22 protein-coding genes and 4 tRNA genes are annotated in these 22,750 nt (G+C 59.8%); 5 read left to right on the forward strand and 21 right to left on the reverse strand.

The genetic code is table 11. From position 1 onward, the window contains the following. Positions 1 to 185 precede the first annotated feature (185 nt). The 3 genes from ACTJKS_RS15240 to ACTJKS_RS15250 all read left to right on the forward strand — a co-directional run bounded on the left by ACTJKS_RS15240 (position 186) and on the right by ACTJKS_RS15250 (position 2,437). Positions 186 to 1,274: an asparaginase gene (locus ACTJKS_RS15240; protein ID WP_262949194.1), complete on the forward strand. Its 1,089-nt coding sequence runs from the start codon at positions 186 to 188 to the stop codon at positions 1,272 to 1,274. A 178-nt stretch (positions 1,275 to 1,452) separates the two neighbouring features. Next, entirely contained in the window at positions 1,453 to 1,743 is a 291-nt protein-coding gene (locus ACTJKS_RS15245; protein ID WP_108183225.1) for a DUF1654 domain-containing protein, read from the forward strand. 4 nt (positions 1,744 to 1,747) lie between these two features. Next, positions 1,748 to 2,437, forward strand: a complete 690-nt coding sequence (locus tag ACTJKS_RS15250) for an endonuclease (RefSeq protein WP_041066103.1) — start codon at positions 1,748 to 1,750, stop codon at positions 2,435 to 2,437. A 55-nt stretch (positions 2,438 to 2,492) separates the two neighbouring features. Here the strand turns inward: ACTJKS_RS15250 and ACTJKS_RS15255 are convergent, their stop codons facing one another. Next, complete coding sequence (locus ACTJKS_RS15255; protein WP_108183226.1) at positions 2,493 to 3,404, reverse strand: siderophore-interacting protein; 912 nt, start codon at positions 3,402 to 3,404, stop codon at positions 2,493 to 2,495. 86 nt (positions 3,405 to 3,490) lie between these two features. Next, positions 3,491 to 3,859 carry a penicillin-binding protein activator LpoB gene (locus ACTJKS_RS15260; protein ID WP_108184417.1) on the reverse strand — a complete coding sequence of 123 codons (369 nt, stop codon included), beginning with the start codon at positions 3,857 to 3,859 and terminating at the stop codon, positions 3,491 to 3,493. A gap of 250 nt (positions 3,860 to 4,109) precedes the next feature. On the opposite strand from ACTJKS_RS15260, the gene csrA reads away from it, so the two are divergent. Continuing rightward, on the forward strand, positions 4,110 to 4,304 hold the full coding sequence (gene csrA, locus ACTJKS_RS15265) for a carbon storage regulator CsrA (RefSeq protein ID WP_003179932.1): 195 nt from the start codon (positions 4,110 to 4,112) through the stop codon (positions 4,302 to 4,304). A gap of 223 nt (positions 4,305 to 4,527) precedes the next feature. On the opposite strand, the gene ACTJKS_RS15270 is transcribed toward csrA, so the two are convergent. From ACTJKS_RS15270 to ACTJKS_RS15280, 3 genes are all read right to left on the reverse strand, one after another. Beyond that, the gene (locus tag ACTJKS_RS15270) at positions 4,528 to 4,983 is read right to left on the reverse strand and encodes a DUF2214 family protein (RefSeq protein WP_108183227.1); all 456 of its coding nucleotides are present in this window, start codon (positions 4,981 to 4,983) and stop codon (positions 4,528 to 4,530) included. A 36-nt stretch (positions 4,984 to 5,019) separates the two neighbouring features. Further along, complete coding sequence (locus ACTJKS_RS15275; RefSeq protein WP_142579701.1) at positions 5,020 to 5,283, reverse strand: hypothetical protein; 264 nt, start codon at positions 5,281 to 5,283, stop codon at positions 5,020 to 5,022. 204 nt (positions 5,284 to 5,487) lie between these two features. After that, positions 5,488 to 5,564 (reverse strand) — tRNA-Val (locus ACTJKS_RS15280). Between the two features lie 183 nt (positions 5,565 to 5,747). On the opposite strand from ACTJKS_RS15280, the gene ACTJKS_RS15285 reads away from it, so the two are divergent. Continuing rightward, complete coding sequence (locus ACTJKS_RS15285) at positions 5,748 to 7,031, forward strand: NAD(P)/FAD-dependent oxidoreductase (protein ID WP_108183228.1); 1,284 nt, start codon at positions 5,748 to 5,750, stop codon at positions 7,029 to 7,031. A 147-nt stretch (positions 7,032 to 7,178) separates the two neighbouring features. Here the strand turns inward: ACTJKS_RS15285 and ACTJKS_RS15290 are convergent, their stop codons facing one another. The 16 genes from ACTJKS_RS15290 to truA form a co-directional block, all read right to left on the reverse strand. Further along, a complete protein-coding gene (locus ACTJKS_RS15290; RefSeq protein ID WP_108183229.1) occupies positions 7,179 to 8,150 on the reverse strand; it encodes an XdhC family protein in 972 nt (323 codons plus the stop codon). 1 nt (position 8,151) lies between these two features. After that, on the reverse strand, positions 8,152 to 9,387 hold the full coding sequence (locus ACTJKS_RS15295; protein WP_108183230.1) for a c-type cytochrome: 1,236 nt from the start codon (positions 9,385 to 9,387) through the stop codon (positions 8,152 to 8,154). Positions 9,388 to 9,389: 2 nt separating this feature from the next. Further along, the gene (locus ACTJKS_RS15300; protein ID WP_003226408.1) at positions 9,390 to 9,929 is read right to left on the reverse strand and encodes a (2Fe-2S)-binding protein; all 540 of its coding nucleotides are present in this window, start codon (positions 9,927 to 9,929) and stop codon (positions 9,390 to 9,392) included. After that, positions 9,922 to 12,753, reverse strand: coding sequence for a xanthine dehydrogenase family protein molybdopterin-binding subunit (locus ACTJKS_RS15305; RefSeq protein ID WP_108183231.1), 2,832 nt, complete (start codon positions 12,751 to 12,753; stop codon positions 9,922 to 9,924). Before ACTJKS_RS15305 ends, ACTJKS_RS15300 begins: the two co-directional genes overlap by 8 nt. Positions 12,754 to 13,240: 487 nt before the next feature. After that, positions 13,241 to 13,317: transfer RNA gene (locus ACTJKS_RS15310), tRNA-Asp, on the reverse strand. A gap of 94 nt (positions 13,318 to 13,411) precedes the next feature. Further along, positions 13,412 to 13,488: transfer RNA gene (locus tag ACTJKS_RS15315), tRNA-Asp, on the reverse strand. A 54-nt stretch (positions 13,489 to 13,542) separates the two neighbouring features. Next, positions 13,543 to 13,618: transfer RNA gene (locus ACTJKS_RS15320), tRNA-Val, on the reverse strand. 216 nt (positions 13,619 to 13,834) lie between these two features. Then, positions 13,835 to 14,611 carry an SDR family oxidoreductase gene (locus ACTJKS_RS15325; RefSeq protein WP_041066071.1) on the reverse strand — a complete coding sequence of 259 codons (777 nt, stop codon included), beginning with the start codon at positions 14,609 to 14,611 and terminating at the stop codon, positions 13,835 to 13,837. Beyond that, positions 14,608 to 15,819 carry an O-succinylhomoserine sulfhydrylase gene (locus ACTJKS_RS15330; protein WP_108183232.1) on the reverse strand — a complete coding sequence of 404 codons (1,212 nt, stop codon included), beginning with the start codon at positions 15,817 to 15,819 and terminating at the stop codon, positions 14,608 to 14,610. Before ACTJKS_RS15330 ends, ACTJKS_RS15325 begins: the two co-directional genes overlap by 4 nt. An 80-nt stretch (positions 15,820 to 15,899) precedes the next feature. Beyond that, positions 15,900 to 17,405 (reverse strand): amidophosphoribosyltransferase, encoded by a 1,506-nt coding sequence (gene purF, locus ACTJKS_RS15335; RefSeq protein WP_003226416.1) that lies wholly within the window; start codon positions 17,403 to 17,405, stop codon positions 15,900 to 15,902. Between the two features lie 41 nt (positions 17,406 to 17,446). Further along, on the reverse strand, positions 17,447 to 18,007 hold the full coding sequence (locus tag ACTJKS_RS15340; RefSeq protein WP_007961197.1) for a CvpA family protein: 561 nt from the start codon (positions 18,005 to 18,007) through the stop codon (positions 17,447 to 17,449). A 98-nt stretch (positions 18,008 to 18,105) separates the two neighbouring features. Beyond that, entirely contained in the window at positions 18,106 to 18,771 is a 666-nt protein-coding gene (locus tag ACTJKS_RS15345) for an SPOR domain-containing protein (protein ID WP_041066065.1), read from the reverse strand. Continuing rightward, on the reverse strand, positions 18,755 to 20,062 hold the full coding sequence (gene folC / locus ACTJKS_RS15350; RefSeq protein ID WP_108183233.1) for a bifunctional tetrahydrofolate synthase/dihydrofolate synthase: 1,308 nt from the start codon (positions 20,060 to 20,062) through the stop codon (positions 18,755 to 18,757). The genes ACTJKS_RS15345 and folC overlap by 17 nt, the downstream gene beginning before the upstream one ends. Next, complete coding sequence (gene accD, locus ACTJKS_RS15355; protein ID WP_041066058.1) at positions 20,059 to 20,979, reverse strand: acetyl-CoA carboxylase, carboxyltransferase subunit beta; 921 nt, start codon at positions 20,977 to 20,979, stop codon at positions 20,059 to 20,061. Before accD ends, folC begins: the two co-directional genes overlap by 4 nt. A 200-nt stretch (positions 20,980 to 21,179) precedes the next feature. Continuing rightward, positions 21,180 to 21,824, reverse strand: a complete 645-nt coding sequence (locus ACTJKS_RS15360) for a phosphoribosylanthranilate isomerase (RefSeq protein ID WP_108183234.1) — start codon at positions 21,822 to 21,824, stop codon at positions 21,180 to 21,182. A gap of 64 nt (positions 21,825 to 21,888) precedes the next feature. After that, positions 21,889 to 22,713 (reverse strand): tRNA pseudouridine(38-40) synthase TruA, encoded by an 825-nt coding sequence (gene truA / locus ACTJKS_RS15365; protein ID WP_198758510.1) that lies wholly within the window; start codon positions 22,711 to 22,713, stop codon positions 21,889 to 21,891. Positions 22,714 to 22,750: the final 37 nt, after the last annotated feature.

The following is a 22,750-nucleotide window of genomic DNA, read 5'->3' on the forward strand; positions in this document are numbered from 1 at the left end:
GATCGGCCCAACCATTGGCCATTTCAAAAAAACCTGATGCAAATCATGAAGTTAAACATCTCTCTGAAGCAAAGTAGCACTGGTACGGATCCTGCTCCCTAGCCTGCACCCGAGCATTCAGATCGGCTCGGGGCGCATCTAGATGAACCTGCATCAGCACCGTCTCACTACTAGAGAGAAAAATAATGAAATCTGCTTTCAACACCTTGGTACCGGGCGCTTTGGCCCTCCTCCTGCTCCTGCCAACCGCCCTTCAGGCAAAAGAAGTCGAAACCCAGACCAAACTCGCCAACGTCGTGGTACTTGCCACTGGCGGCACCATTGCCGGTGCCGGCGCCAGCGCAGCCAACAGCGCCACTTACCAGGCGGCCAAGGTTGGCATTGAACAACTGATTGCCGGCATCCCCGAGTTGAGCAAACTGGCAAACGTGCGTGGCGAACAAGTCATGCAGATCGCCTCGGAAAGCATCACCAACGACAACCTGCTGCAACTGGGTCGCCGCGTATCGGAACTGGCCGACAGCAAAGACGTCGATGGCATCGTCATCACCCACGGCACCGACACCCTGGAAGAAACCGCCTACTTCCTCAACCTGGTAGAGAAGACCGACAAGCCGATCATCGTCGTCGGCTCGATGCGTCCAGGCACCGCCATGTCGGCGGACGGCATGCTCAACCTGTACAACGCCGTCGCCGTCGCCAGCAGCAAAGAAGCGCACGGCAAAGGCGTGCTGGTGACCATGAATGACGAGATCCAGTCCGGTCGCGACGTGAGCAAAATGATCAACATCAAGATCGAGGCGTTCAAAAGCCCTTGGGGTCCGCTGGGCATGGTGGTTGAAGGCAAATCCTATTGGTTCCGCTTGCCAGCCAAGCGCCACACCATGGACTCGGAATTCGACATCAAGAACATCAAGAGCCTGCCTGACGTAGAAATCGCCTATTCCTACGGCAACGTTGATGACACCGCCTACAAAGCACTGGCCCAGGCCGGCGCCAAGGCCATCATCCATGCCGGTACCGGTAATGGTTCGGTTTCTTCGCGCGTAGTGCCGAGCCTGCAAGCCCTGCGCAAAGACGGCGTGCAGATCATCCGCTCGTCCCACGTGAACGCTGGTGGTTTCGTTCTGCGTAACGCCGAACAGCCTGACGACAAATACGATTGGGTCGTCGCTCACGACCTGAACCCGCAAAAAGCTCGGATCCTGGCCATGGTCGCCCTGACCAAAACCAACGACAGCAAAGAGCTGCAACGGATGTTCTGGGAATATTGATTGACCCTCGCCTGAGCCTTTCCGGATCGGGCAACCTGCTCACCACTCGCCCGCGCGGCGGGTGGTGCAGCCACCTACGCTGCGCGCGACTTTTTCGCACAAAATAATCGACCCGGCTTACACCAAAATCGCAAAAGCGCTGTCAGAGGATTTTCTTGAATTTTAAGCAGTTGCGAAAATGCTTACAGTTAAATACTGTATACACGTACAGCTTAATAAGGATAACCTCGTGGCCACCTCCCCTGATGCTCCTGACGCTTACGAACGCATGGGTATGCGCGTTCAAAAAATCATCAATTCCCCTACCGCACAAAAAGCCAAAGCCGCCTTGATCTTCCGTCTGCCGGACGAGCCTGTGGATGCATGGGAGCAACTGCTCGAGGAAATCGACGAGAACGACAACGTCACACTCGCCTATCGCGACGATGGCGGCGTGCAGATTTTTTGGGTTGTGCCGAAGGAAGATTGATTCAATGAGTGTCCGCTGTTTTGCATTATTGTTGCTGTTCATCGCTTTTGGCGCCCAGGCTGGCGCTCCCCGCACCTTTACCGAGGCCAAGAAAGCCGCCTGGAAGCTGTATGCACCGCAGTCCACCGAGTTTTACTGCGGATGCAAATACACTGGCAACAAGGTGGACTTGAAGGCTTGCGGTTATGTGCCACGCAAAAATGCCAAGCGCGCTTCGCGCATCGAATGGGAGCACATTGTCCCGGCGTGGGAATTCGGTCACCAGCGTCAATGCTGGCAGTCGGGCGGGCGCAAGAACTGCACACGCTACGACCCGAGTTATCAGAAAGCCGAAGCCGACCTGCACAACCTGGTACCGAGCATTGGCGAGGTCAACGGTGATCGCAGCAATTTCAGTTATGGCTGGCTGCCGGTGCAATCCGGTCAGTATGGCTCGTGCCTGACTCAAGTCGACTTCAAGGCCAAGAAGGTCATGCCTCGCCCGTCGATTCGCGGCATGATCGCGCGCACCTATTTCTACATGAGCAAGCAGTACGGCTTGCGCCTGTCGAAACAGGATCGGCAGCTTTACGAAGCCTGGGACAAGACGTACCCGGTGCAAGACTGGGAACGCCAGCGTAATCAGAGCGTGGCGTGCGTCATGGGACACGGCAATGAATTTGTCGGCCCGGTGAACCTGAAAGCCTGCGGCTGACCCTCCAGCTCAAAGGAAAAGGCCTCGAACGTGATGTTCGAGGCCTTTTTTGTGCCTAACTGCCAGCCTTGTCGTAGCGCCAGTAGCCCATCAGATTGAGTGACTCACGGGGGATACCGCATTCCTTGATCAGGTATTTGCGCAGACGCATGACCGCAGCACTTTCGCCGGCAATCCAGCCATAAAAACCTTCGGGGGCCGTGTTGGCGATCTCCCAGAGAATGTCTTTGTCGATATCGACTTCGGCGAGTTCGGCTGCTTGCCCGACCGATGAATCCTCTGCAGGCAAGAACGCCTGCTGCACCGCCTCGACCATCAGCGCGCCAGCCACTGCTTCTGGCCCCTGATCGCGAACCAGCCACTGCACCGCCAGCCCGGGCCAGTCTGGCACCGAGAGTATGTCTGCCAAACTGTCGACTTCAAAGTACGCCTGAGTCTGGGGCGGCTCAGCCATGGCGGACAATTCTTCAAGAATACCCATCGCCGCCGGCAATGCCGTGGCATCGGCCACCAGCAAAACCTGTTTGAGTAGCTTTGGCGGTTTCCATTCGAACCCTCCGGCGTCCTGCGCGGAAAAACCGCTGCCGGGAGCAAGAATCTGCATCGACGCTCCCGGCTGCGCACGCAGCGCCCAGCGCGACGCGGGACCGGTCTCGCCATGCAGGACAAAATCGATGTCGACCTCGCCCAGATCAGCGCGTAAATGACGAATGGTGTAAGTGCGCATTGCCGGTCGACGGCTCGCCAACATCGAACGAAAACGCGCGTACCAGCCCTCCTCCTGTGCAAGGCTCGCAGGGGATCCATCTTCAGCAGGGAAGAACAGTTTGACGCGCTGATCCGGCGCCCAAGTGGCCATGCCACCTATTGAAGGGTCGGCGAGCGTGATCCGCATCATGTGCGGACTCACCAGCGTCTTGCGGCGCAAAACCGCATTGAAAAGCTTATAGGGAGCGGCGGAGGCCATGCGGAGCTCCTTCGAGAAATCGTGATTGACTCGTATAAGACGAGTCGACTGCGATGTCCTTTAGGCCGCTCCGCTGAAAGTGCGGCTTACGGTGCGAGCGGATGCTCGACGATCACCGATTCGACGTTCTGCTTCTTGGCCTTCACCAATGCTGCATCCACCTCGACCTTGCGCGCTTGCGCGTCGGCCTGGGAGTTGAACGGACCAATCAGGATCCGCGTCTTGCCGCTGCTGTCCTTGATCACGGTCGGCACGAACGCATGCTCGATCAACCAGCCACTCAGGTCGCTGACAGCCTGAGGTGTTTCGCCGCGCACTTCGAGGTCCCACTGCGCAGAAGATGCCGCCACAGGCGCGGCTGCGACTGTCGTTTTCGGCTTCTGCACGTCTACACTCTTGCCTTCGCCACACCCTGCCAATGCCAGTGCCGCGACCATCCAGACCAATTTGCGCACAACGCTTTCCTCGAAAATCACAAAGCGGCGATCTTAACATTCATAAATACTTCGCGAGGCCCGCAAAATGGGCACAAAACAACGAGATTGATGATTGCAGCCTCTGTATAGTTACGCCCTGGGAATTAATGCCGCATCTGCGCGTCAGAAAGAGGCACCCAAACCGTGAGACTTCGCACTAATCTATACGTACCACCGACCTCTGCACTGTCTGAATCAGGTGCCCTACAAAGCAATCAAGGAGAAGACCATGCTGATACTCACCCGCAAAGTCGGTGAAAGCATAAATATTGGTGATGACATTACGATCACCATCCTCGGCGTAAGCGGTCAGCAAGTCCGTATCGGCATCAATGCTCCGAAAAACGTTGCCGTACACCGTGAAGAAATCTATCAGCGCATTCAGGCCGGCCTGACCGCCCCGGACAAGCCACAAACGCCCTGAACCGCATTGCAGTCAGTAGCCAGTTCGTTTGCTTTGCATAATGACTGGCTAGAGATACACGCGCCGTATTGCCATCCGCTCCCCAGCCCACTGGGCACGGCGCCTGACACATCCCATCGCTCTACTTCATTCGCCCCCGTCCTCCCCTGCAGCGCGATACTACCTGCGACTGCCCAGCCTGGCTGTCAGACATTTCCGAGAGCACACAGGGAATTGCTCCTTGTTAGCCGAACGTCACGCCGCGCGCCATGCCGGTGGCTGCAATCACCATCAATACCAACAACAGCGCCTCGACGTGACTGATCCGTGCATACAGCTTTGCACGCGTGGTATCGAACACCTTGCCTCGCGCCAATGCGATCCGCCATTTGACCAGCGTGATCATCGGCGCCAGCTCAATCAACAGAAGCAGCACGAACAACGTCATCTTCAAATGAAACAGCGGCTGGTGCAGATAGTAGTCAGCGCCCTTTTCAAACCCGCCAAAGGCGCGCATGCCGCCAGTCACCAGCAGCACCAGCGCAGCAATGCCCCACAGATTATCAGCGAGCAAAACCCGCTTTGCTTCACCGACGCCAGTCGCCAGACGACTGAACGCCGTGCCACGGGTCAACACGGCCCAGAAGCCCAGTGCAAAAGCCAAGAGATGAATAGCGGCGAGAAACCAATGAACCAGCATCGACGAACTCCTTGAGAAAGCCGTGGAAAACGCCAGTCAGTAGTAGTCGAAAAAAACCGGTTTCGCCCGCACACAGCAGTGGGACTGGAAAGCTTCGCGCAGGAAGCAAGGGGACAGAGAACGGGATTGGCCAAATCGCAGGCAAAAAAAATCCCAAGCAGCTGATGGAAGCTTGGGATTTAAAAATGCATAAACCGTGGTGGTGAACGCGGGGCAGATGTTACTGAAGTTCACGATCAGCAACAACATTTTTTTGATCACCGGCCGGTTAAAAATACGGGTAACCCCTTCAATATCCACACTTTTTCGACGGATCCAAAAAAAGCACAGAACGCCATATCAGCAGGTCGTGTTATTTCGAAACACGCTAAGCGGTCAGGGTAACGAAAGATCGGATGGATTGAGGCGAGCGCCTGGAGCAAGGCTTTGACAAATCGCAGACAACAAAAAAGGGCCCACCTTTCGGTGAGCCCTTCCAGACCGCCCAGCAGAGCGGATTTTGTTTGGTAGGCGCGATTGGACTCGAACCAACGACCCCCACCATGTCAAGGTGGTGCTCTAACCAACTGAGCTACGTGCCTGCTGTGAGGCGGCATTCTACGGAATTCCGGAGGGGTGTCAACACCTTTTTTTTACCTAACCCTATGAATATGCAAAATATTTAATTTCGGGCCGGTAGATAAGATTTTCCGGTGGCTGGCGGAGGTTTTTCAACTCGGGTAGGATCGGCGCACTCGTAAAATATATTAAACAGAGGCTGCAGGATGGCGAACACCCCTTACCCAGAGTCTTATTACGCTGCGTCGGCCAATGCCGTACCGCCACGTCCGACCTTGCAGGATGATGTGGAGACGGATGTCTGTGTGATCGGCGCCGGGTACACCGGGCTGTCCTCGGCGCTGTTTCTGCTGGAAAATGGTTTTCGCGTCACGGTACTGGAAGCGGCGAAGGTCGGTTTCGGTGCGTCGGGGCGCAATGGCGGGCAGATCGTCAATAGCTATAGCCGCGACATCGACGTCATCGAGCGCACAGTCGGCCCCAAGCAAGCACAACTGCTCGGGCAGATGGCCTTCGAAGGCGGTCGGATCATTCGTGAGCGCGTGGCCAAGTACAACATCCAGTGCGACCTGAAGGACGGCGGCGTGTTCGCCGCCCTCTCCGCCAAGCAGATGGGTCACCTGGAATCGCAGAAGCGCCTGTGGGAGCGCTTCGGCCACACGCAACTGGAACTGCTCGACCAGCGCCGCATTCGCGAAGTGGTCGCCTGCGATCAGTACGTCGGCGGCATGCTCGACATGAGCGGTGGTCACATCCACCCGCTGAACCTGGCGCTCGGTGAAGCCGCTGCGGTGGAGTCCCTCGGCGGCACGATTTATGAGCAATCGCCGGCCGTGCGCATCGAGCGCGGTGCCAACCCGGTGGTGCACACGCCACAAGGCAAGGTCAGGGCCAAGTTCATCATCGTCGCCGGCAACGCCTACCTCGGCAATCTGGTGCCGGAATTGGCAGCCAAATCGATGCCGTGCGGCACTCAGGTGATCACTACCGAACCGCTGGGCGAAGAACTGGCAAAATCCCTGCTGCCACAGGATTACTGCGTCGAGGACTGCAACTACCTGCTCGACTACTACCGCCTGACGGGCGACAAGCGCCTGATCTTCGGCGGCGGTGTGGTTTATGGCGCGCGGGACCCGGCGAACATCGAAGCGATCATCCGCCCGAAAATGCTCAAGGCTTTTCCGCAGCTCAAGGACGTGAAGATCGACTACGCCTGGACCGGCAATTTCCTGCTGACCCTGTCGCGCCTGCCGCAGGTCGGACGCCTTGGCGACAACATTTATTACTCGCAGGGCTGCAGCGGCCACGGCGTGACGTACACGCATCTGGCCGGCAAAGTGCTGGCGGAAGCGTTGCGTGGTCAGGCTGAGCGTTTTGATGCGTTTGCCGATCTGCCGCACTACCCGTTCCCGGGCGGGCAGTTGCTGCGCACGCCATTTGCGGCGTTGGGTGCGTGGTATTACGGGTTGCGTGACAAGCTGGGGTTCTGATCAGTTTTCTTGACTGGCAAACAACTGTGGCGAGGGAGCTTGCTCCCGCCGGTTCGCGCAGCGGACTCCCTTTTATCTGAAAAGAAGGCCTGCTGCGCAGTCCAGCGGGAGCAAGCTCCCTCGCCACAAATATTTGCAAAATCCAGATCAGAGCTGATCCCGGGCGATCCCGCTACGAATCCGCAAGATATCCGCCAGCACCGCCAAAGCGATCTCCGCCGGTGTCTTGCTGCCCAGGTTAAGCCCGATCGGCGCATGAATCCGCGCCAGTTCGATCTCCCCCAGCCCACCAATCCTGCGCAGGCGCTCAAAACGTTTCTGCGAGGTCTGCTGCGAGCCCATGACGCCGATGTAAAACGCTTCGGTGCGTACCGCTTCCATCATTGCCAGGTCGTCGATGCGCGGATCATGGGTCAGCGCTACCACCGCGGTATCGCTGTGACAGCCGCCATCGGCGATAAACACTGACGGCAATTGCCGACGAATCTCCACGCCATTCAGCACCACGCCTTCGAGCACTTCGTCGCGCGGATCGCAAAGAATCACTTCGAAGCCGAGACCGACCGCGAACTCGGCACAGGCCTGCGCCACGCTGGAGTAACCCGCCAGCAGCAAGCGCTGCGCGGCACCGATGCGAATCCGCACCCGGTCGATCTCGCGCTCGATGCGCGCGCCCTGCTCGCGATCCGCGAACAGACTGCGCGCACCACTGCCCAGATCGACCTCGCGAATCAGACGACGCTGGCCGAGCAACGCCGATTCAAGCTCAAGAAGATGCGCCTGCACTTCACCGTCGGCGTCAAATTTCTCTACCAATACGTCGAGAATACCGCCACAGGGCAGGCTGACCCGCGAGCGCGGATCATCACCTTCGCCGTAACGCACCACATTGACCGCATCGAGAAACGCACCTTCAGCGACGCGCGCGAGAAAGTCTTCCTCGACGCAGCCACCGGACAGCGACCCGATCCACTGGCCGCTATCGTTCACCGCCAGCAGCGAACCCGGCGCACGCGGCGCCGAGCCGTAAGTGGTCAGCACCGTACAGAGCCAAATGCGCTGCCCCGCCACCGACCACTCCAGTGCCCGCCGCACAACCTGTAGATCGAGATGCTGCATGTCAGTGCGCCTTGTGCTCGACGGCCGGAGCGTCAGCCTGCAGCTTCTGCACGTCGCTGACCGCCAGTTCAGCCGATTGACCGCCCCAGCCTTGACGCAGGTAGTTCAGCAGATCGGTCAGTTGCTCAGGCTTGAGCTTGTCGGCGAAACCCGGCATCGGCTGCATGTGTTCGAACCCGGCGAATTTCTGCTCGCCGATGCCGTCCTCGATCACCCGCAACAGATTGCGCGGATCTTCCAGACGCAGCGTGGTGTTGCCGCGCATGGCCACGGCGATGTGCGGCTTGCCTTCGCCACCGGCAGCATGGCAACCGGCGCAGACGTTCAAATATTCCTGACGGCCGCGCTGGGCGCTCGGGCTGAGCTTGTCCAGCGACACTTCAGTCAGCTCTTTCGCCGCGGGCGGCTTGTCGCCAAGCAGGAACGTCGCCATCGCCGCCAGATCCTGATCGTTCAGGCCCTGGGTGCTGTTGTGAAACACCGGGAACATCTCGTTGAACATCGTGCCCTGGGCGCTCATGCCGTGCTTGAGGAACGCGCTCAAGTCCTGCTGATTCCAGCCACGCGCCGCCAGATCGGTGGCGAGCAGGCTCGGTGCCAGATAACCGTTGAGGATGCCGCCGGTCAGGCGCTTGTCCAATTGCATCGCGCCCGGCAGACCGCGTGGCGTGTGGCATTCGCCGCAGTGACCGAGCACTTCGACCATGTACTGGCCGCGCTTCCAGGCTTCGCTTTTGCCTTCGGCAGATTCCAGCTTCAAGGCCTTGCCGTACAGCATGTTCCAGCCGATCAGACCAGGACGCACGTTGAACGGAAAACTCAGGCTGGTGACCGGCGCGGCGCGCTCGATTGGCTCGATGGTTTTCAGGTACGCATGAATCGCGTCCGAGTCTTCCCGCGGCACCAAGTGATACGAGGTGTAGGGCATCGCCGGATACAGATTGGCGCCGTCGCGACGCTTGCCTTCGGTCAGCGCAGCGAAGAATTCGTCATCGCTGTACAAGCCGATGCCGTGCTCTTTGCTCGGGGTGATGTTGGTACCGTAGATCGTGCCGAATGGCGAGACGATCGGCAGCCCGCCAGCAAACGGCGCGCCGCCCGGTGCGGTGTGGCACGCCATGCAGTCGGCCGCGCGGGCGAGGTATTCGCCACGCTTGACCTGATCATCCGCGTGAGCAAACAACACCGGCGCAGCCAGCCCGACCGCCAGGGTCAGGCGGGTCAATAGATGCTTCATGCTCAACCCTCCTTGACCAGGCCGAGATCGGTCAGCACGTTGCGCGTGGCGTTGTAGTAACGCACGTACCCGGTGCAACGGCAGATGTGGTGGCCGAGGCTGTCCTCGATGACTTTTTCCAGCTGGCTTTTGACGATCGGCTGGCGCTGCAGCTTCTCCACCAGCACCGTCGCGGCGTTGACGAAGCCCGGCGCGCAGTAGCTGCACTGGAAGGCGAATTCGTCGACGAACCGCTGCTGGATCGGGTTCAGCTCGGTGACCTGACCGCTCTCATCACGCTTGGCATGACTTTCGATGGTGCGGACTTTTTTGCCTTCGAAGTAATGCGCGCCAGTGATGCAGGTGCGCACTTCTTCGCTGGTGCCGTCCGGGTTGTCGACGATCACCACGCAGGCGTGGCAGATACCCTGGCCGCAGCCCAGGCGCGAACCGGTGAGGTTCTTGTATTCGTGCAGATAGTCGATCATCGGCAGGTCATCAGGGATGTCCACCGGGCCGACGGATTGACCATTGAGGGTCAGTTGAAGCGGACGGTTAGCCATTGAGGGCCTCCTTGATGCGCGCAGCAGTGATTGGCAGATCGCGAACACGTTTACCGATGGCGTGCGCCACCGCGTTACCGATGGCACCGACCACCGGGATCATCACCACTTCAGCGATGCCTTTGGACGGATCGCTTGGTGACAGCGGCGGCAGAATCTCCGCAGTCTGCTTCCACACCGCGACGTGACGGGCCATCGGCAGGCGATAACGGTTGAAGTTCCAGTCACCCTCCCCCGGTCCGCCTTCGTACAGCGGCATCTCTTCCATCAATGCGTGACCGATACCCATCGCGATCCCGCCTTCAAGCTGGCCCTTGACCAGTTCTTCGACCAGCACCCGACCGCACTCGACCCACGAATGGTGGTTGAGCACTTCGACTTCCGCCGAGCCTTTATTGACCTTCAGCTCGACCAGCGTCGCGACCGGGCTGTAGTAAGTCACCGCAGCGTTGTTCAACTGAACCACCGGGTAGTTGATGTTCTGGCGATCCAGCAGGTGGAAACCCGCCGTGTTCATCAGCGCCTTCTTCGCCTTCGGCGCACCATCGCCGTACTTCACCGCCAGACCGTCGAGCGGCAGACGCTCGCGCACACCGTCGATGCTGTATTCGGCCTCGGCCCAGCTCCAGCGGTTGAACGCGTGAACGGTGGCGCCGGTGACCAGACCGCGCTCGTGAGCGCGCTTGGCCAGCTCTTCAAAACTCAACGGCTGCATGCCGTTGGCAGTGAGTTTGCCGTCGACCCAATGCGCATCTTCACGACGCACCACGTAAGGGTTGGCTTGACCGCCGTAAGGGCCCTGACGCCAGATTTCCATAGCCGCCGGCCACAAGCCGTTGTTGAACAGCACGCGCGCCGCTTCACGGGTGGCGTGGCTGAAGTAGTAAGCCGAGTTGGTCGCGGACGATGCCGAGGCCAGCTTGCCAACCCAGCGCGGGTTGCGCAGCAGGTTGTCCTGCTCGGCCTGACTCATGATGTAAGGGTTGCCGCTGGTGATCAGCTGCATTTCCTGCCATTCGGTTTCGCCGGTCTTCACGTCGTGCGCCGGGCTGCCGAGGAAATCGGCAACGACCAGCGCCTGCGACGTGGACATGCCGGTGCCGATTTCGATACCGATGTGGCGCAGGGTGATGCGACCTTCAGCGGTGAATTCGATGCTGGCCATCGGCGCTTCCGAACCGGTGCCGAAGTCTTTCTGGCAAATGGCGAAACCCACGCCGTACCAGTTGTCCGGGTCGGCAGCTTCGCGCTGTTTCTTGATCGCGTCGCGGTTTTTCCAGACTTCGTGCACCGAGGCCTTGTCGAGAATTTCGTGCAGGCGCAAAGCACCCGCCGGGATCGCGCCCTGGGTGTTTTTCATCCCCGAACGCAAGGCGTTCTTGCGACGCAGATCAATCGCGTCAACGCCGAGACGATTGGCGATTTCGTCGACCATCATTTCGGTCGAGGCCATGCTTTGCAGGGTACCGTAACCGCGCATCGAACCCGCCTCAACACCTCGCGAATGGTAAGCGGTGACCTGCAGGTCATTCTGCGGCATGTAGTAGATCGACTGCGCAGCCGTAGCACCCACCGCCGCCACCGACGGGCTGTAGTTGATGCGACCGCCACCATCGACGCTCATTTCAGCGCGGAAAATCTTGAAGCTGTAGTCGTTCTTGTCCACCGCCAGTTGATAGCGGATGTCGAACGGGTGGCGCTTGATGCCGCTCTGGAACTGCTCGTAGCGGTCATTCGCCAGACGGATCGGCACACCGGCACCGTACAGCGCCGCGAGGGCCGCGTAGTAGACGAAGATGTTGTGGTCTTTGGAACCGTAACCCACGGTGTAACCCGGGTGCATGTTCAGGTTGGCCAGGCCGAAGCGCGATGGCGCGATCATTTTCGCGGTCTCGGTCGCCGCTTCCAGCGGGCACTGAGTGGCGACCACGAAATGCAGGGTCTTGGTTTTCGGGTCGTACCAGCCGTTGCCGTTGTCCGGCTCCATTGCGGCCGGTTCGATCGACGGGGTCTTGTAGCGCTCGTCGAACACCAGCCAGTTGTCTGGCGGGGTGTCGATCTGTTTTTTCATGCGATCGGCGTAGAACAGACCGCGCTCAGTCAGGTTGCCGTGCAGGTTCGGCTGGGAATTCCACACCGGCCGACGGTTCTTCAGCATCGGGAACAGGATCGAGTCTTTCAGGCTGGCGAATTCGTCTTCGTCGGCCGAGGTCGGACCGCCCACGCGCACGTAGCGGAAGCTGCCATAAGGGTCGCCTTCGTAGTACGGCACTTGTGCACCGTAACGAATCGCCTTGTCATTGAATTTGAGTTTGTTCTTGGCCTGGCGGAAACGCTCGAAATCGTTCCAGATCAGGATTGCTACCGGGTGACCGATGAACATCGGCACTTTGCCTTCCGGCAGCAAGGGGTCCGGCGCGTGCTCTTCCGGGAAGACGATGCCGTCCTTGTCCAGATCGGCGGCGGTGACGATGCGGTCAGGTTGCAAGTCGGCACCGAGCCACGACAGGTCGTAGCCAGCGTAGATACGGTCGGCCTTGATGGTTTTCAGCAGCATGGCGTGGCCCTGTTGCTCAGGCCAGCCCGGCATGTCCTTGGAGCGAATGTCGCGGGCAAATACTTTGCTGCCGCAAACTTTGGACAGCGCATCATTACGTTGACGCGCCTTGCCGTTGTTGCCGAGCCACTTCTCGGACGGCACGGTGACGCTGGTTTCCATCAAGGCAGCCAGCGCCTGGCTGCTGAGCGGCGTGAGCGTGACGCTCACACCCGCCACCAGCCCGCCCTGGAGGAACGAGCGCCGGGATATATCACGGTTGGACATGGATCATCCTCTGGGCGGTTATGTGTCCGCCCTTCTGGTTATCTACTGGGAATCTCGAGTCTTGCAGAAGCCCTTCTTGGCGAAACAAAGGGCGTGTTGACAGTGCAAAGCTGACCGAAAGGTTAACTTTAAAGGTTTCCGCGCTCGCAGCAAACAACCAGTTACAAAAATTTGACTAAAGAATCAAAAAATCAATGCGACGTGGCACCGCAGCAGATCGCAGGGCATATCGACACCCCTTGTGGGAGCGAGCCTGCTCGCGAAAGCGTTCTTCCAGCCAATACTGATTTTTAACGTGCCGACGCCTTCGCGAGCAGGCTCGCTCCCACAGGGATTTGCGCTGGATTGAGGAGGGAGGAAGAGAGGAAAGCCAAATTTCAGACACAAAAAACCCCGGTCTTTCGACCAGGGTCTTTGCTATCGATTCCGAAACAACCAGCGGTTGCTTTCGGTGTTTCAAGGCGTTCAGTGGTCCTTGAAACAGATATGGCGCAGCGGACGGGACTCGAACCCGCGACCCCCGGCGTGACAGGCCGGTATTCTAACCGACTGAACTACCGCTGCGTATCGCTTTGAGCTTGCGCTCAATTAACTCGTTTTGACTGAAAGCTTCGGTGCTTTTCAATCGCGAACCAGACAATGTCTGACTCGTAAAATATGGCGCAGCGGACGGGACTCGAACCCGCGACCCCCGGCGTGACAGGCCGGTATTCTAACCGACTGAACTACCGCTGCGCGTCGGTGGAGGCACTTTCAGCCTACCTCTTGCTTTCGCAAGTTTCTCGGGAGTGGTGGGTGATGACGGGATCGAACCGCCGACATTCTGCTTGTAAGGCAGACGCTCTCCCAGCTGAGCTAATCACCCGTTTGCATCTCCGAGGCCGCGAAATTTACGCAGGTAGCGAACCTAAGTCAATAGCAGGATTGAAGTTTTTCTGAAAAAGACGAAATTGTTTCCATCCTGCAAGACTGCATTCGCGAGCAAGCTCGCTCCCACAGGGAAATGCATTCCTCATGTGGGAGCGGGCTTGCCCGCGAAGACGTCAGTTCATTCAACGCAAATTCAGTAGAAAAAGGAGATCTACTCGCTGTAGATCATCTTTTTCGTCATGCCACCATCCACGACGAATTCCTGCCCGGTCACAAACCCGGCATTGCGCGACAACAGCCACGCAACCATCGCCGCCACATCCTCGACCGTCCCTACCCTGCCCGCCGGATGCTGCGCATGATCGGCATCGGCCAGCGGCTCAGCTCGACGCGCAGAAGGATCCCGCGCATCGATCCAGCCGGGACTGACCGCGTTGACCCGAATCTCCGGCCCAAGACTGATCGCCAACGCATGAGTCAGCGCCAACAACCCGCCCTTGCTCGCCGCATAAGCCTCGGAATCTGCCTCCGACTGCCGCGCACGGGTCGAGGCCAGATTGACGATCGAGCCGTTGTGCGCGCGCAGATACGGCGCGCAGTGCTTGGCCAGCAGCATCGGCCCGCTGAGATTCACTGCCAGCACCCGATTCCAGTACGCCAGATCCAGACTTTCCAGGGTGATGTTGTGCGGATCAGCCACCGCCGCGTTGCACACTAACGCATCGAGACGACCGAATTGCCCAAGCACTTCAGCAACACCCAATGCCACCTGACTTTCATCCGCCACGTCCATGGCGATGAACCAGGCATTCTCGCCCAGCACCTTCGCCACTTTCGAACCGCGTGCCCGATCAAGATCGGTCAGCACCACTTGCCAGCCTTCGCTGATCAGCCAGGCCGCGATGCCCAGACCGATGCCACGCGCGGCGCCGGTGACCAGCGCCACACGGCCATGGGTACCCGCCGTCGGCGTCGACAACTCGATCACAACGCCGCCAGACCGCGCGACAGGTCGGCCTGCAGGTCCGCCACGTCTTCCAGACCGACCGCAATGCGGATCAGGCTGTCACGAATCCCCGCCGCCTCACGCTCCTGCGGCGCCAGACGGCCGTGGGAGGTGGTGCTCGGATGGGTGATGGTGGTTTTGCTGTCACCAAGGTTGGCAGTGATCGAGATCAAGCGGGTGGCATCGATAAAGCGCCATGCGCCCTCTTTGCCGCCCTTGACCTCGAAACTGACTACCGCACCGAAGCCCTTCTGCTGACGCTGGGCCAGCTCGTGTTGCGGATGGCTCTTGAGCCCGGCGTAATGCACCTTCTCGATACCGTCCTGCTGCTCCAGCCACTCGGCGAGTTGCTGAGCGTTGGCGCAGTGCGCCTTCATCCGCAGGTTCAGGGTTTCCAGGCCCTTGAGGAAGATCCACGCATTGAACGGGCTCAGGGTCGGCCCGGCGGTGCGCAGGAAACCGACGACTTCTTTCATCTGTTCGCTGCGACCGGCCACCACACCGCCCATGCAACGGCCCTGGCCATCGATGAACTTGGTCGCCGAGTGCACGACGATGTCCGCACCGAGTTTCAGCGGTTGCTGCAAGGCAGGCGTGCAGAAGCAGTTGTCGACCACCAGCATCGCGCCTTTGGCGTGAGCGATTTCCGCCAGCGCGGTGATATCCACCAGCTCGGCCAACGGATTGGACGGCGACTCGACGAACAACAGCTTGGTGTTCGGCTTGATTGCCGCTTCCCAACCCGACAGATCGGCCAGCGGCACGTAATCAACTTCCACGCCGAAACGCTTGAAGTACTTTTCGAACAGGCTGATGGTCGAACCAAACACGCTGCGCGACACCAGCACGTGATCGCCGGCGCTGCACAGGCTCATCACCACCGCCATGATCGCGGCCATGCCCGTGGCAGTGGCAACCGCTTGCTCGGCGCCCTCCAGCGCAGCAATACGTTCCTCGAACGCGCGCACAGTCGGGTTGGTGTAACGCGAGTAAACGTTGCCCGGCACTTCCCCGGCAAAGCGCGCGGCCGCGTCGGCGGCGGTACGGAACACATAGCTGGAAGTGAAGAACATCGGATCACCGTGTTCGCCTTCCGGCGTACGGTGCTGACCGGCACGTACGGCCAGGGTATCGAACGCTACGCCTTCGAGGTCGCTGTCCAGCCGACCGGCATCCCATTCCTGACTCATGCTGTCACTCCTTGCCCTGTTCTGAATAAATGAAAGTCTTTTGCCAGATACAAAACCGGCCCCTCAGGGCCGGTAGAAACTCAGTTGTTGTACAGATCGATAATCGCACTGACCGCCTGGGTCTTGACCTTGGAAGCATCGTTGCGTGCCTGCTCGATCTTGTCCAGGTAAGCCTCGTCGACGTCGCCGGTGACGTACTTGCCGTCGAACACCGCGCAATCGAAGTTTTCGATCTTGATCTTGCCGCCACCGACCGCCTCGATCAAGTCAGGCAAGTCCTGATAAATCAGCCAGTCTGCGCCGATCAGATCCGCCACGTCCTGAGTCGAACGATTGTGTGCGATCAGTTCGTGAGCGCTCGGCATGTCGATGCCGTAAACGTTCGGGAAGCGTACGGCCGGGGCCGCCGAGCAGAAGTAGACGTTTTTCGCGCCGGCTTCACGGGCCATCTGGATGATCTGCTTGCAGGTGGTACCGCGCACGATCGAGTCGTCGACCAGCATCACGTTCTTGCCGCGGAATTCCAGCTCGATGGCGTTGAGCTTCTGGCGAACCGACTTCTTGCGCGCCGCCTGGCCCGGCATGATGAAGGTCCGGCCGATGTAACGGTTCTTGACGAAGCCTTCGCGGAATTTCACGCCCAGATGGTTCGCCAGCTCCAGCGCGGCGGTGCGGCTGGTGTCCGGAATCGGGATGACCACGTCGATGTCGTGCTCCGGACGCTCGCGCAGGATCTTCTCGGCGAGTTTCTCGCCCATGCGCAGACGCGCCTTGTAAACCGACACGCCGTCGATAATCGAATCCGGACGCGCCAGGTAAACGTGTTCGAAGATGCACGGGGTAAGGGACGGGTTGGTCGCGCACTGACGGGTGTGCAGCTTGCCGTCTTCAGTGATGTAGACCGCTTCGCCCGGGGCCAGGTCGCGGATCAGGGTGAAACCGAGCACGTCCAGCGACACGCTTTCGGAAGCGATCATGTACTCGACGCCTTCGTCGGTGTGACGCTGGCCAAACACGATCGGACGGATGCCGTGCGGATCACGGAAACCGACGATGCCGTAACCGGTGATCATCGCTACCACCGCGTAACCGCCGACGCAACGGTTGTGCACGTCGGTCACGGCGGCAAACACGTCTTCTTCGGTCGGCTGCAGCTTGCCGCGCTGGGCCAGCTCATGGGCGAACACGTTGAGCAGCACTTCCGAGTCGGAACTGGTGTTGACGTGACGCAGGTCGGATTCGTAGATTTCCTTGGCCAACTGTTCAACGTTGGTCAGGTTGCCGTTGTGCGCCAGTGTGATGCCGTAAGGCGAGTTGACGTAAAACGGCTGCGCTTCGGCCGAGGTCGAGCTGCCGGCGGTCGGGTAACGCACGTGGCCGATACCCATGTGGCCGACCAGGCGCTGCATGTGACGCTGCTGAAACACGTCACGCACCAGACCATTGTCCTTGCGCAAGAACAACCGGCCATCATGGCTGGTCACGATACCGGCAGCGTCCTGGCCGCGGTGCTGGAGCACGGTTAGCGCGTCATACAGCGCCTGATTGACGTTCGACTTACCGACGATACCGACGATGCCACACATGCGACGCAACCCCTACTTAATGGATCTGAACTGAACAACACTCACTGAGGCGTTTTGGCCGACGGCAAGAGTTGCTCCTTGAACGGAATATCAGCGGGTACGCTGATTCCGCTGGCAAGCCACTGACTGCTCCACCCGAGAATCAGGTTTTTGGACCAGTCGGCGACCAATAGAAACTTTGGCACGAGCTGTGATTCTTTCCACCACCCGTCCTGCTGTACCGGCCCCAGGCTCAACAGCCCGACTGCCACGACCACCAGCAACACGCCACGCGCCGCGCCGAAGGCCATGCCCAGGAATCGGTCGGTGCCAGACAACCCGGTCACGCGCACCAACTCGCCGATAAGATAATTGATCATTGCGCCCACGATCAGTGTGGCGACAAACATGATGGCACAGCCCGCGATCACGCGAGCCGATGGGGTTTCGATGTATCCGGCGAGGTACTCGGACAGTGAGCCACCGAACATCCAGGCAACCGCTCCTGCGATGATCCAGGTCACCAGCGATAATGCTTCCTTGACGAAGCCGCGGCTCAAACTGATCAAAGCGGAGATGGCGATGATTGCAACGATCGCCCAGTCAACCAGGGTAAATGGCACAGTGCAGCCTACAGACGGATAAGGCGGCGCATTTTAGCAGAGCGCACCGCTGTCGGTAAGCTGCGATTTTCAGTGCATTTCAATCGAATCGATAGATCCTAGCCGCGCTCGGGCTGAAAGCGCACGACAAAACCCTTGAGGTTCTGCTGACGGCTCAACACATCCCGCAGGCGATCAGCCTCGGCACGTTCGATCAGCGGCCCGACGAACACCCGATTCTTGCCATCGGCGGAACGGATGTAAGCGTTGTAGCCTTGGCTGCGCAGGGTTTTCTGCAGCGATTCCGCGCCCTCTCGGCTCGACAGGCTGGCCAGTTGCACCGACCAGCTGACCGACAGACCGTTCGCATCGACCCGGCTTTGCGCGGTGTCAGGTTTGGTCGCAGCCGCAGCAATCGGCTGAGCCGGTGCCGGAGCAGGTTTGGCAACGGGCGCAGGCGCAACCGGTTTGGCTGCCGGAGCCGGGGTCGGCGCGGGTGCCGGTGCAGGTGCTGCGGCAATCGGCATCGACGGCGCCGATTGCTCGGCCACTTCGTCATCGCTCGGTACCGGCTCCTGCGGCAGCGCTTGCGGCTCAGGCACGGCCACCGGCTCGAGCTGCACTTGCGGCACAGCCGGCGCTTGCGGTGCAGATGGCGCCTCGACTGTCACTTGACGTTGCTCGTCCTGGCGGGAAAACAGCATCGGCAGGAAAATCACCGCCAGTGCCACCAGCACCAGGGCGCCAACCATGCGCTGCTTGTACGCTTTATCCAGCAAAGCCATTTGCCGCTTCCTCCGTGGAGCGCCGGGCCAGCCATTCAAGGGCCTCGGCGACACAATAAAATGATCCGAACAACAGAATCTCGTCGTCACTGGTGGCCACTGCGCACTGCCCTTCCAGCGCCGCCGCGACACTGTCATAGGACGTGACGGATGCGCCAAGGTTCTGCAACCCGGCGTGCAATTCACTGGCCGGACGCGAACGCGGCGAATCCAGCGGCGCGACCGCCCAATGCTGGACACTAGCATTCAATTCGCCGACAACACCATCCAGATCCTTGTCGGCCAGCAAGCCGAACACCGCCAGACGTTTGCCCGCCGGTGGCCGACTGACCAGACGCCGCGCCAGATACTCCGCCGCGTGCGGGTTGTGTCCCACATCCAGCAGCAGGTTCAAGCGCTTGCCATTGAAGTCAAAGGAGCGACGATCCAGACGCCCGACCACGCGAGTCGCCTGCAAGGCTGCAACGATCTGCGAGGCATCCCACGGCAGACCGAGCAACAGATACGCCTGCAAGGCCAGCGCAGCGTTTTCCATCGGCAGATCGAGCAACGGCAAATCATGCAGTTCGACCTGCAGGCCTTGCGCATCGGTACCGCGCCATTGCCAATGCTGATCAGTGATACCCAGATCGAAATCACGCCCACGCAGGAAAAACGGACACGCCAATTCGCGCGCCTTGTCGAGCAGCGGTTGCGGAGGATTCAGATCACCACACAAGGCGGGTTTGCCCTGACGGAAAATCCCGGCCTTCTCGAAAGCCACGGATTCACGGGTGTTACCCAGGTATTCGGCATGATCAACGCCAATGCTGGTGACCAGCGCGACATCGGCATCTACCACATTGACCGTATCCAGACGCCCGCCCAGACCGACTTCCAGCACCACAGCGTCAAGTTTTGCCTGTTGAAACAGCCAGAACGCCGCCAGGGTGCCCATTTCGAAGTAAGTCAGGGAAGTGTCGCCACGCCCGGCCTCGACTGCAGCGAAGGCCTCGCACAGCTGTGCGTCAGTGGCTTCGACGCCATTGAGCTGCACCCGCTCGTTGTAACGCAGCAGGTGCGGAGAATTGTAGACACCTACGCTCAGGCCCTGCGCCCGTAGCAATGAAGCCACGAAAGCGCAGGTTGAACCCTTGCCGTTGGTGCCGGTGACCGTGATCACCCGAGGCGCCGGCTGGCCCAGTCCCATGCGGGACGCTACCCGTTGCGAACGCTCCAGCCCCATGTCGATGGCCGATGGATGCAACTGTTCAAGGTAGGCGAGCCACTCGCCAAGGGTACGCTCGGTCATACGTTGGCAGGCACCGGTGGAACGACGATTGGCTCGACAGGAGCGGCGACGTAGGTCGGTGTCGGCTGACCGGTCAGCTGCGCCAGCAGATTGCCCAGACGTGGACGCAGTTCACGACGATCGATGATCAGATCGATCGCGCCATGCTCCAGCAGGAACTCGCTACGCTGGAAGCCTTCCGGCAGCTTTTCACGCACGGTCTGCTCGATCACGCGCGGACCGGCGAAGCCGATCAGCGCCTTTGGCTCACCGACGATCACGTCGCCGAGCATCGCCAGACTGGCGGAAACACCGCCGTAGACCGGATCGGTCAGCACCGAGATGAACGGAATGCCTTCTTCACGCAGACGCGCCAGTACGGCCGACGTCTTGGCCATTTGCATCAGCGAGATCAGCGCTTCCTGCATGCGCGCACCACCGGAGGCGGCGAAGCAGATCATCGGGCAACGGTTTTCCAGGGCGTAGTTGGCGGCGCGCACGAAGCGCTCTCCGACGATGGCACCCATGGAACCGCCCATGAAGTTGAATTCGAACGCCGACACCACCACCGGCATGCCCAGCAAGGTGCCGCTGACGGAGATCAGCGCGTCCTTTTCGCCGGTCTGCTTCTGTGCGGCGACCAGACGGTCCTTGTACTTCTTGCCGTCGCGGAATTTCAGACGGTCAACCGGCTCCAGGTCTGCGCCCAGCTCGTTGCGACCTTCGGCATCCAGGAAGATGTCGATACGCGCCCGTGCGCCGATGCGCATGTGGTGGTTGCACTTGGGGCAAACATCCAGGGTCTTTTCCAGCTCAGGGCGATACAGCACAGCCTCGCAGGACGGGCATTTGTGCCACAGACCTTCAGGCACCGAGCTCTTCTTGACCTCCGACCGCATGATCGAAGGGATCAGTTTGTCTACCAACCAGTTGCTCATGCTTTCTTTCTCCAGTACCGGCGGCCCGAACGCTCTGGTTCGCAGCCCCGCGTATGCCCTTCAGCTAAATTCATGTGTGTGGCGATGGTTGGTGGAACGCCGCGGTCAGCGCGAAACATGACCTGCGTGCAACTCCAGAAACCCTCAGCCTCGCCTGCTTTGTGCAAGTGCATTGATGGACGGCGGCAGACTGCCAGCCGTCACATCGAAGTAGACGCTCCCTGCGAGCTGCTGCGTACGGCATTGATGAACGCGCGGATCTTCGCAGGATCCTTGATGCCCTTGCTCGCCTCTACCCCGCCGCTGACATCAACGGCGTACGGTTTGACCCGGGCCACGGCGTCGGCGACGTTTTCCGGAGACAGGCCACCCGCCAGGATCAGCGGTTTGCTCAATTGCTGCGGAATCAATGACCAGTCGAACGCCTCACCGGTTCCGCCAGGCACGCCTTCGACGTAGGTGTCGAGCAGCACGCCACTGGCACTCGGATAGGCATCAACGGCAGCCGCGATGTCGTCGCCGGCCTTGACCCGCAATGCCTTGATGTACGGACGATGCCAGCCTTCGCAATCTTGCGCGGTCTCGTCGCCATGGAACTGCAACAGATCCAGCGGCACGGCATCGAGGATTTCCCCCAACTCGCAGCGGCTGGCATTGACGAACAGGCCCACCGTCGTCACGAACGGCGGCAAGGCCTGGATGATCGCCCTTGCCTGCTGCACGCTCACTGCACGCGGGCTCTTGGCGTAGAACACGAACCCGATCGCATCCGCCCCGGCCTCGACCGCTGCCAACGCATCTTCTATGCGGGTAATCCCGCAGATCTTGCTGCGAACGGCTGACATATCGAGAAAAACTCCGCGTCAAATTCGGGAAAGTCCCGGATGGTAACAAATGCGTTCGAGGGCGTCAGCCGTCAAGTTCCGAGAAACCCGTAAGGAAATGTGGCCCGATAAAACGCTCGGGCAACGGAAATTCGTCGTGATACTCGACCTGCACCAGATACAGCCCGTACGGATGCGCCGTCACGCCACCGGAACGGCGCTCGCGGCTTTCCAGAACTTCCTTCATCCACTCGACCGGGCGCTCGCCGGCACCGATGGTCATTAGCACACCGGCAATGTTGCGCACCATGTGGTGCAAAAAGGCGTTGGCGCGAATATCGATAACGATCATCTTGCCGTGACGGGTCACGCGCAGATGATGCATCTTCTTGATCGGCGACTTGGCCTGACACTGGCCGGCGCGGAACGCACTGAAATCGTGAGTGCCGATCAGGTATTGCGCCGCTTCAGCCATGCGCTCAACGTCGAGTGGGCGGTGGTTCCAGGTGATCTCTTCGTTGAGATGCGCCGGACGAATCTGATCGTTGTAGATGACATAGCGATAACGGCGGGCGATGGCTTTGAACCGCGCATGGAAATGCGCCGGCATCACCCGCGCCCAACTGACACTGATGTCGTGGGGCAGATTGATATTGGCGCCCATCACCCAGGCTTTCAGCGAACGATCGACCGGCGTATCGAAGTGCACCACCTGCCCGCACGCATGCACCCCGGCATCGGTGCGACCGGCGCACTGCAGCGAAATCGGCGAATTGGCGACTTTCGACAAGGCTTTTTCAAGCTCTTCCTGCACCGTGGCCACGCCGGTCAACTGACGCTGCCAGCCGCTGTAGCGCGAGCCTTTGTACTCGACGCCCAGTGCCACGCGGTAAAAGCCTTCGGGTGCCATTTCGGCGGCCGGATTATCTATGTTTGCCAAGGTGGGA

Source organism: Pseudomonas sp. 22189 (assembly GCF_052045635.1).
Classification (GTDB): Bacteria; Pseudomonadota; Gammaproteobacteria; order Pseudomonadales; family Pseudomonadaceae; genus Aquipseudomonas; species Aquipseudomonas parakoreensis.

Excerpts from the sequence above, each read along its gene's own strand:
- csrA (WP_003179932.1), top strand. The coding sequence starts at position 4,110 with ATGCTGATACTCACCCGCAAAGTCGGTGAAAGCATAAATATTGGTGAT.
- ACTJKS_RS15290 (WP_108183229.1), bottom strand. The coding sequence starts at position 8,150 with ATGCAGCATCTCGATCTACAGGTTGTGCGGCGGGCACTGGAGTGGTCG.
- ACTJKS_RS15255 (WP_108183226.1), bottom strand. The coding sequence starts at position 3,404 with ATGGCCTCCGCCGCTCCCTATAAGCTTTTCAATGCGGTTTTGCGCCGC.
- folC (WP_108183233.1), bottom strand. The coding sequence starts at position 20,062 with ATGACCGAGCGTACCCTTGGCGAGTGGCTCGCCTACCTTGAACAGTTG.
- ACTJKS_RS15250 (WP_041066103.1), top strand. The coding sequence starts at position 1,748 with ATGAGTGTCCGCTGTTTTGCATTATTGTTGCTGTTCATCGCTTTTGGC.
- ACTJKS_RS15300 (WP_003226408.1), bottom strand. The coding sequence starts at position 9,929 with ATGGCTAACCGTCCGCTTCAACTGACCCTCAATGGTCAATCCGTCGGC.
- ACTJKS_RS15285 (WP_108183228.1), top strand. The coding sequence starts at position 5,748 with ATGGCGAACACCCCTTACCCAGAGTCTTATTACGCTGCGTCGGCCAAT.
- ACTJKS_RS15270 (WP_108183227.1), bottom strand. The coding sequence starts at position 4,983 with ATGCTGGTTCATTGGTTTCTCGCCGCTATTCATCTCTTGGCTTTTGCA.
- ACTJKS_RS15240 (WP_262949194.1), top strand. The coding sequence starts at position 186 with ATGAAATCTGCTTTCAACACCTTGGTACCGGGCGCTTTGGCCCTCCTC.
- ACTJKS_RS15295 (WP_108183230.1), bottom strand. The coding sequence starts at position 9,387 with ATGAAGCATCTATTGACCCGCCTGACCCTGGCGGTCGGGCTGGCTGCG.
- ACTJKS_RS15330 (WP_108183232.1), bottom strand. The coding sequence starts at position 15,819 with ATGAGTCAGGAATGGGATGCCGGTCGGCTGGACAGCGACCTCGAAGGC.
- ACTJKS_RS15360 (WP_108183234.1), bottom strand. The coding sequence starts at position 21,824 with ATGTCAGCCGTTCGCAGCAAGATCTGCGGGATTACCCGCATAGAAGAT.
- ACTJKS_RS15245 (WP_108183225.1), top strand. The coding sequence starts at position 1,453 with ATGCTTACAGTTAAATACTGTATACACGTACAGCTTAATAAGGATAAC.
- ACTJKS_RS15345 (WP_041066065.1), bottom strand. The coding sequence starts at position 18,771 with ATGGCTTTGCTGGATAAAGCGTACAAGCAGCGCATGGTTGGCGCCCTG.
- ACTJKS_RS15305 (WP_108183231.1), bottom strand. The coding sequence starts at position 12,753 with ATGTCCAACCGTGATATATCCCGGCGCTCGTTCCTCCAGGGCGGGCTG.
- purF (WP_003226416.1), bottom strand. The coding sequence starts at position 17,405 with ATGTGTGGCATCGTCGGTATCGTCGGTAAGTCGAACGTCAATCAGGCG.
- truA (WP_198758510.1), bottom strand. The coding sequence starts at position 22,713 with ATGGCACCCGAAGGCTTTTACCGCGTGGCACTGGGCGTCGAGTACAAA.
- accD (WP_041066058.1), bottom strand. The coding sequence starts at position 20,979 with ATGAGCAACTGGTTGGTAGACAAACTGATCCCTTCGATCATGCGGTCG.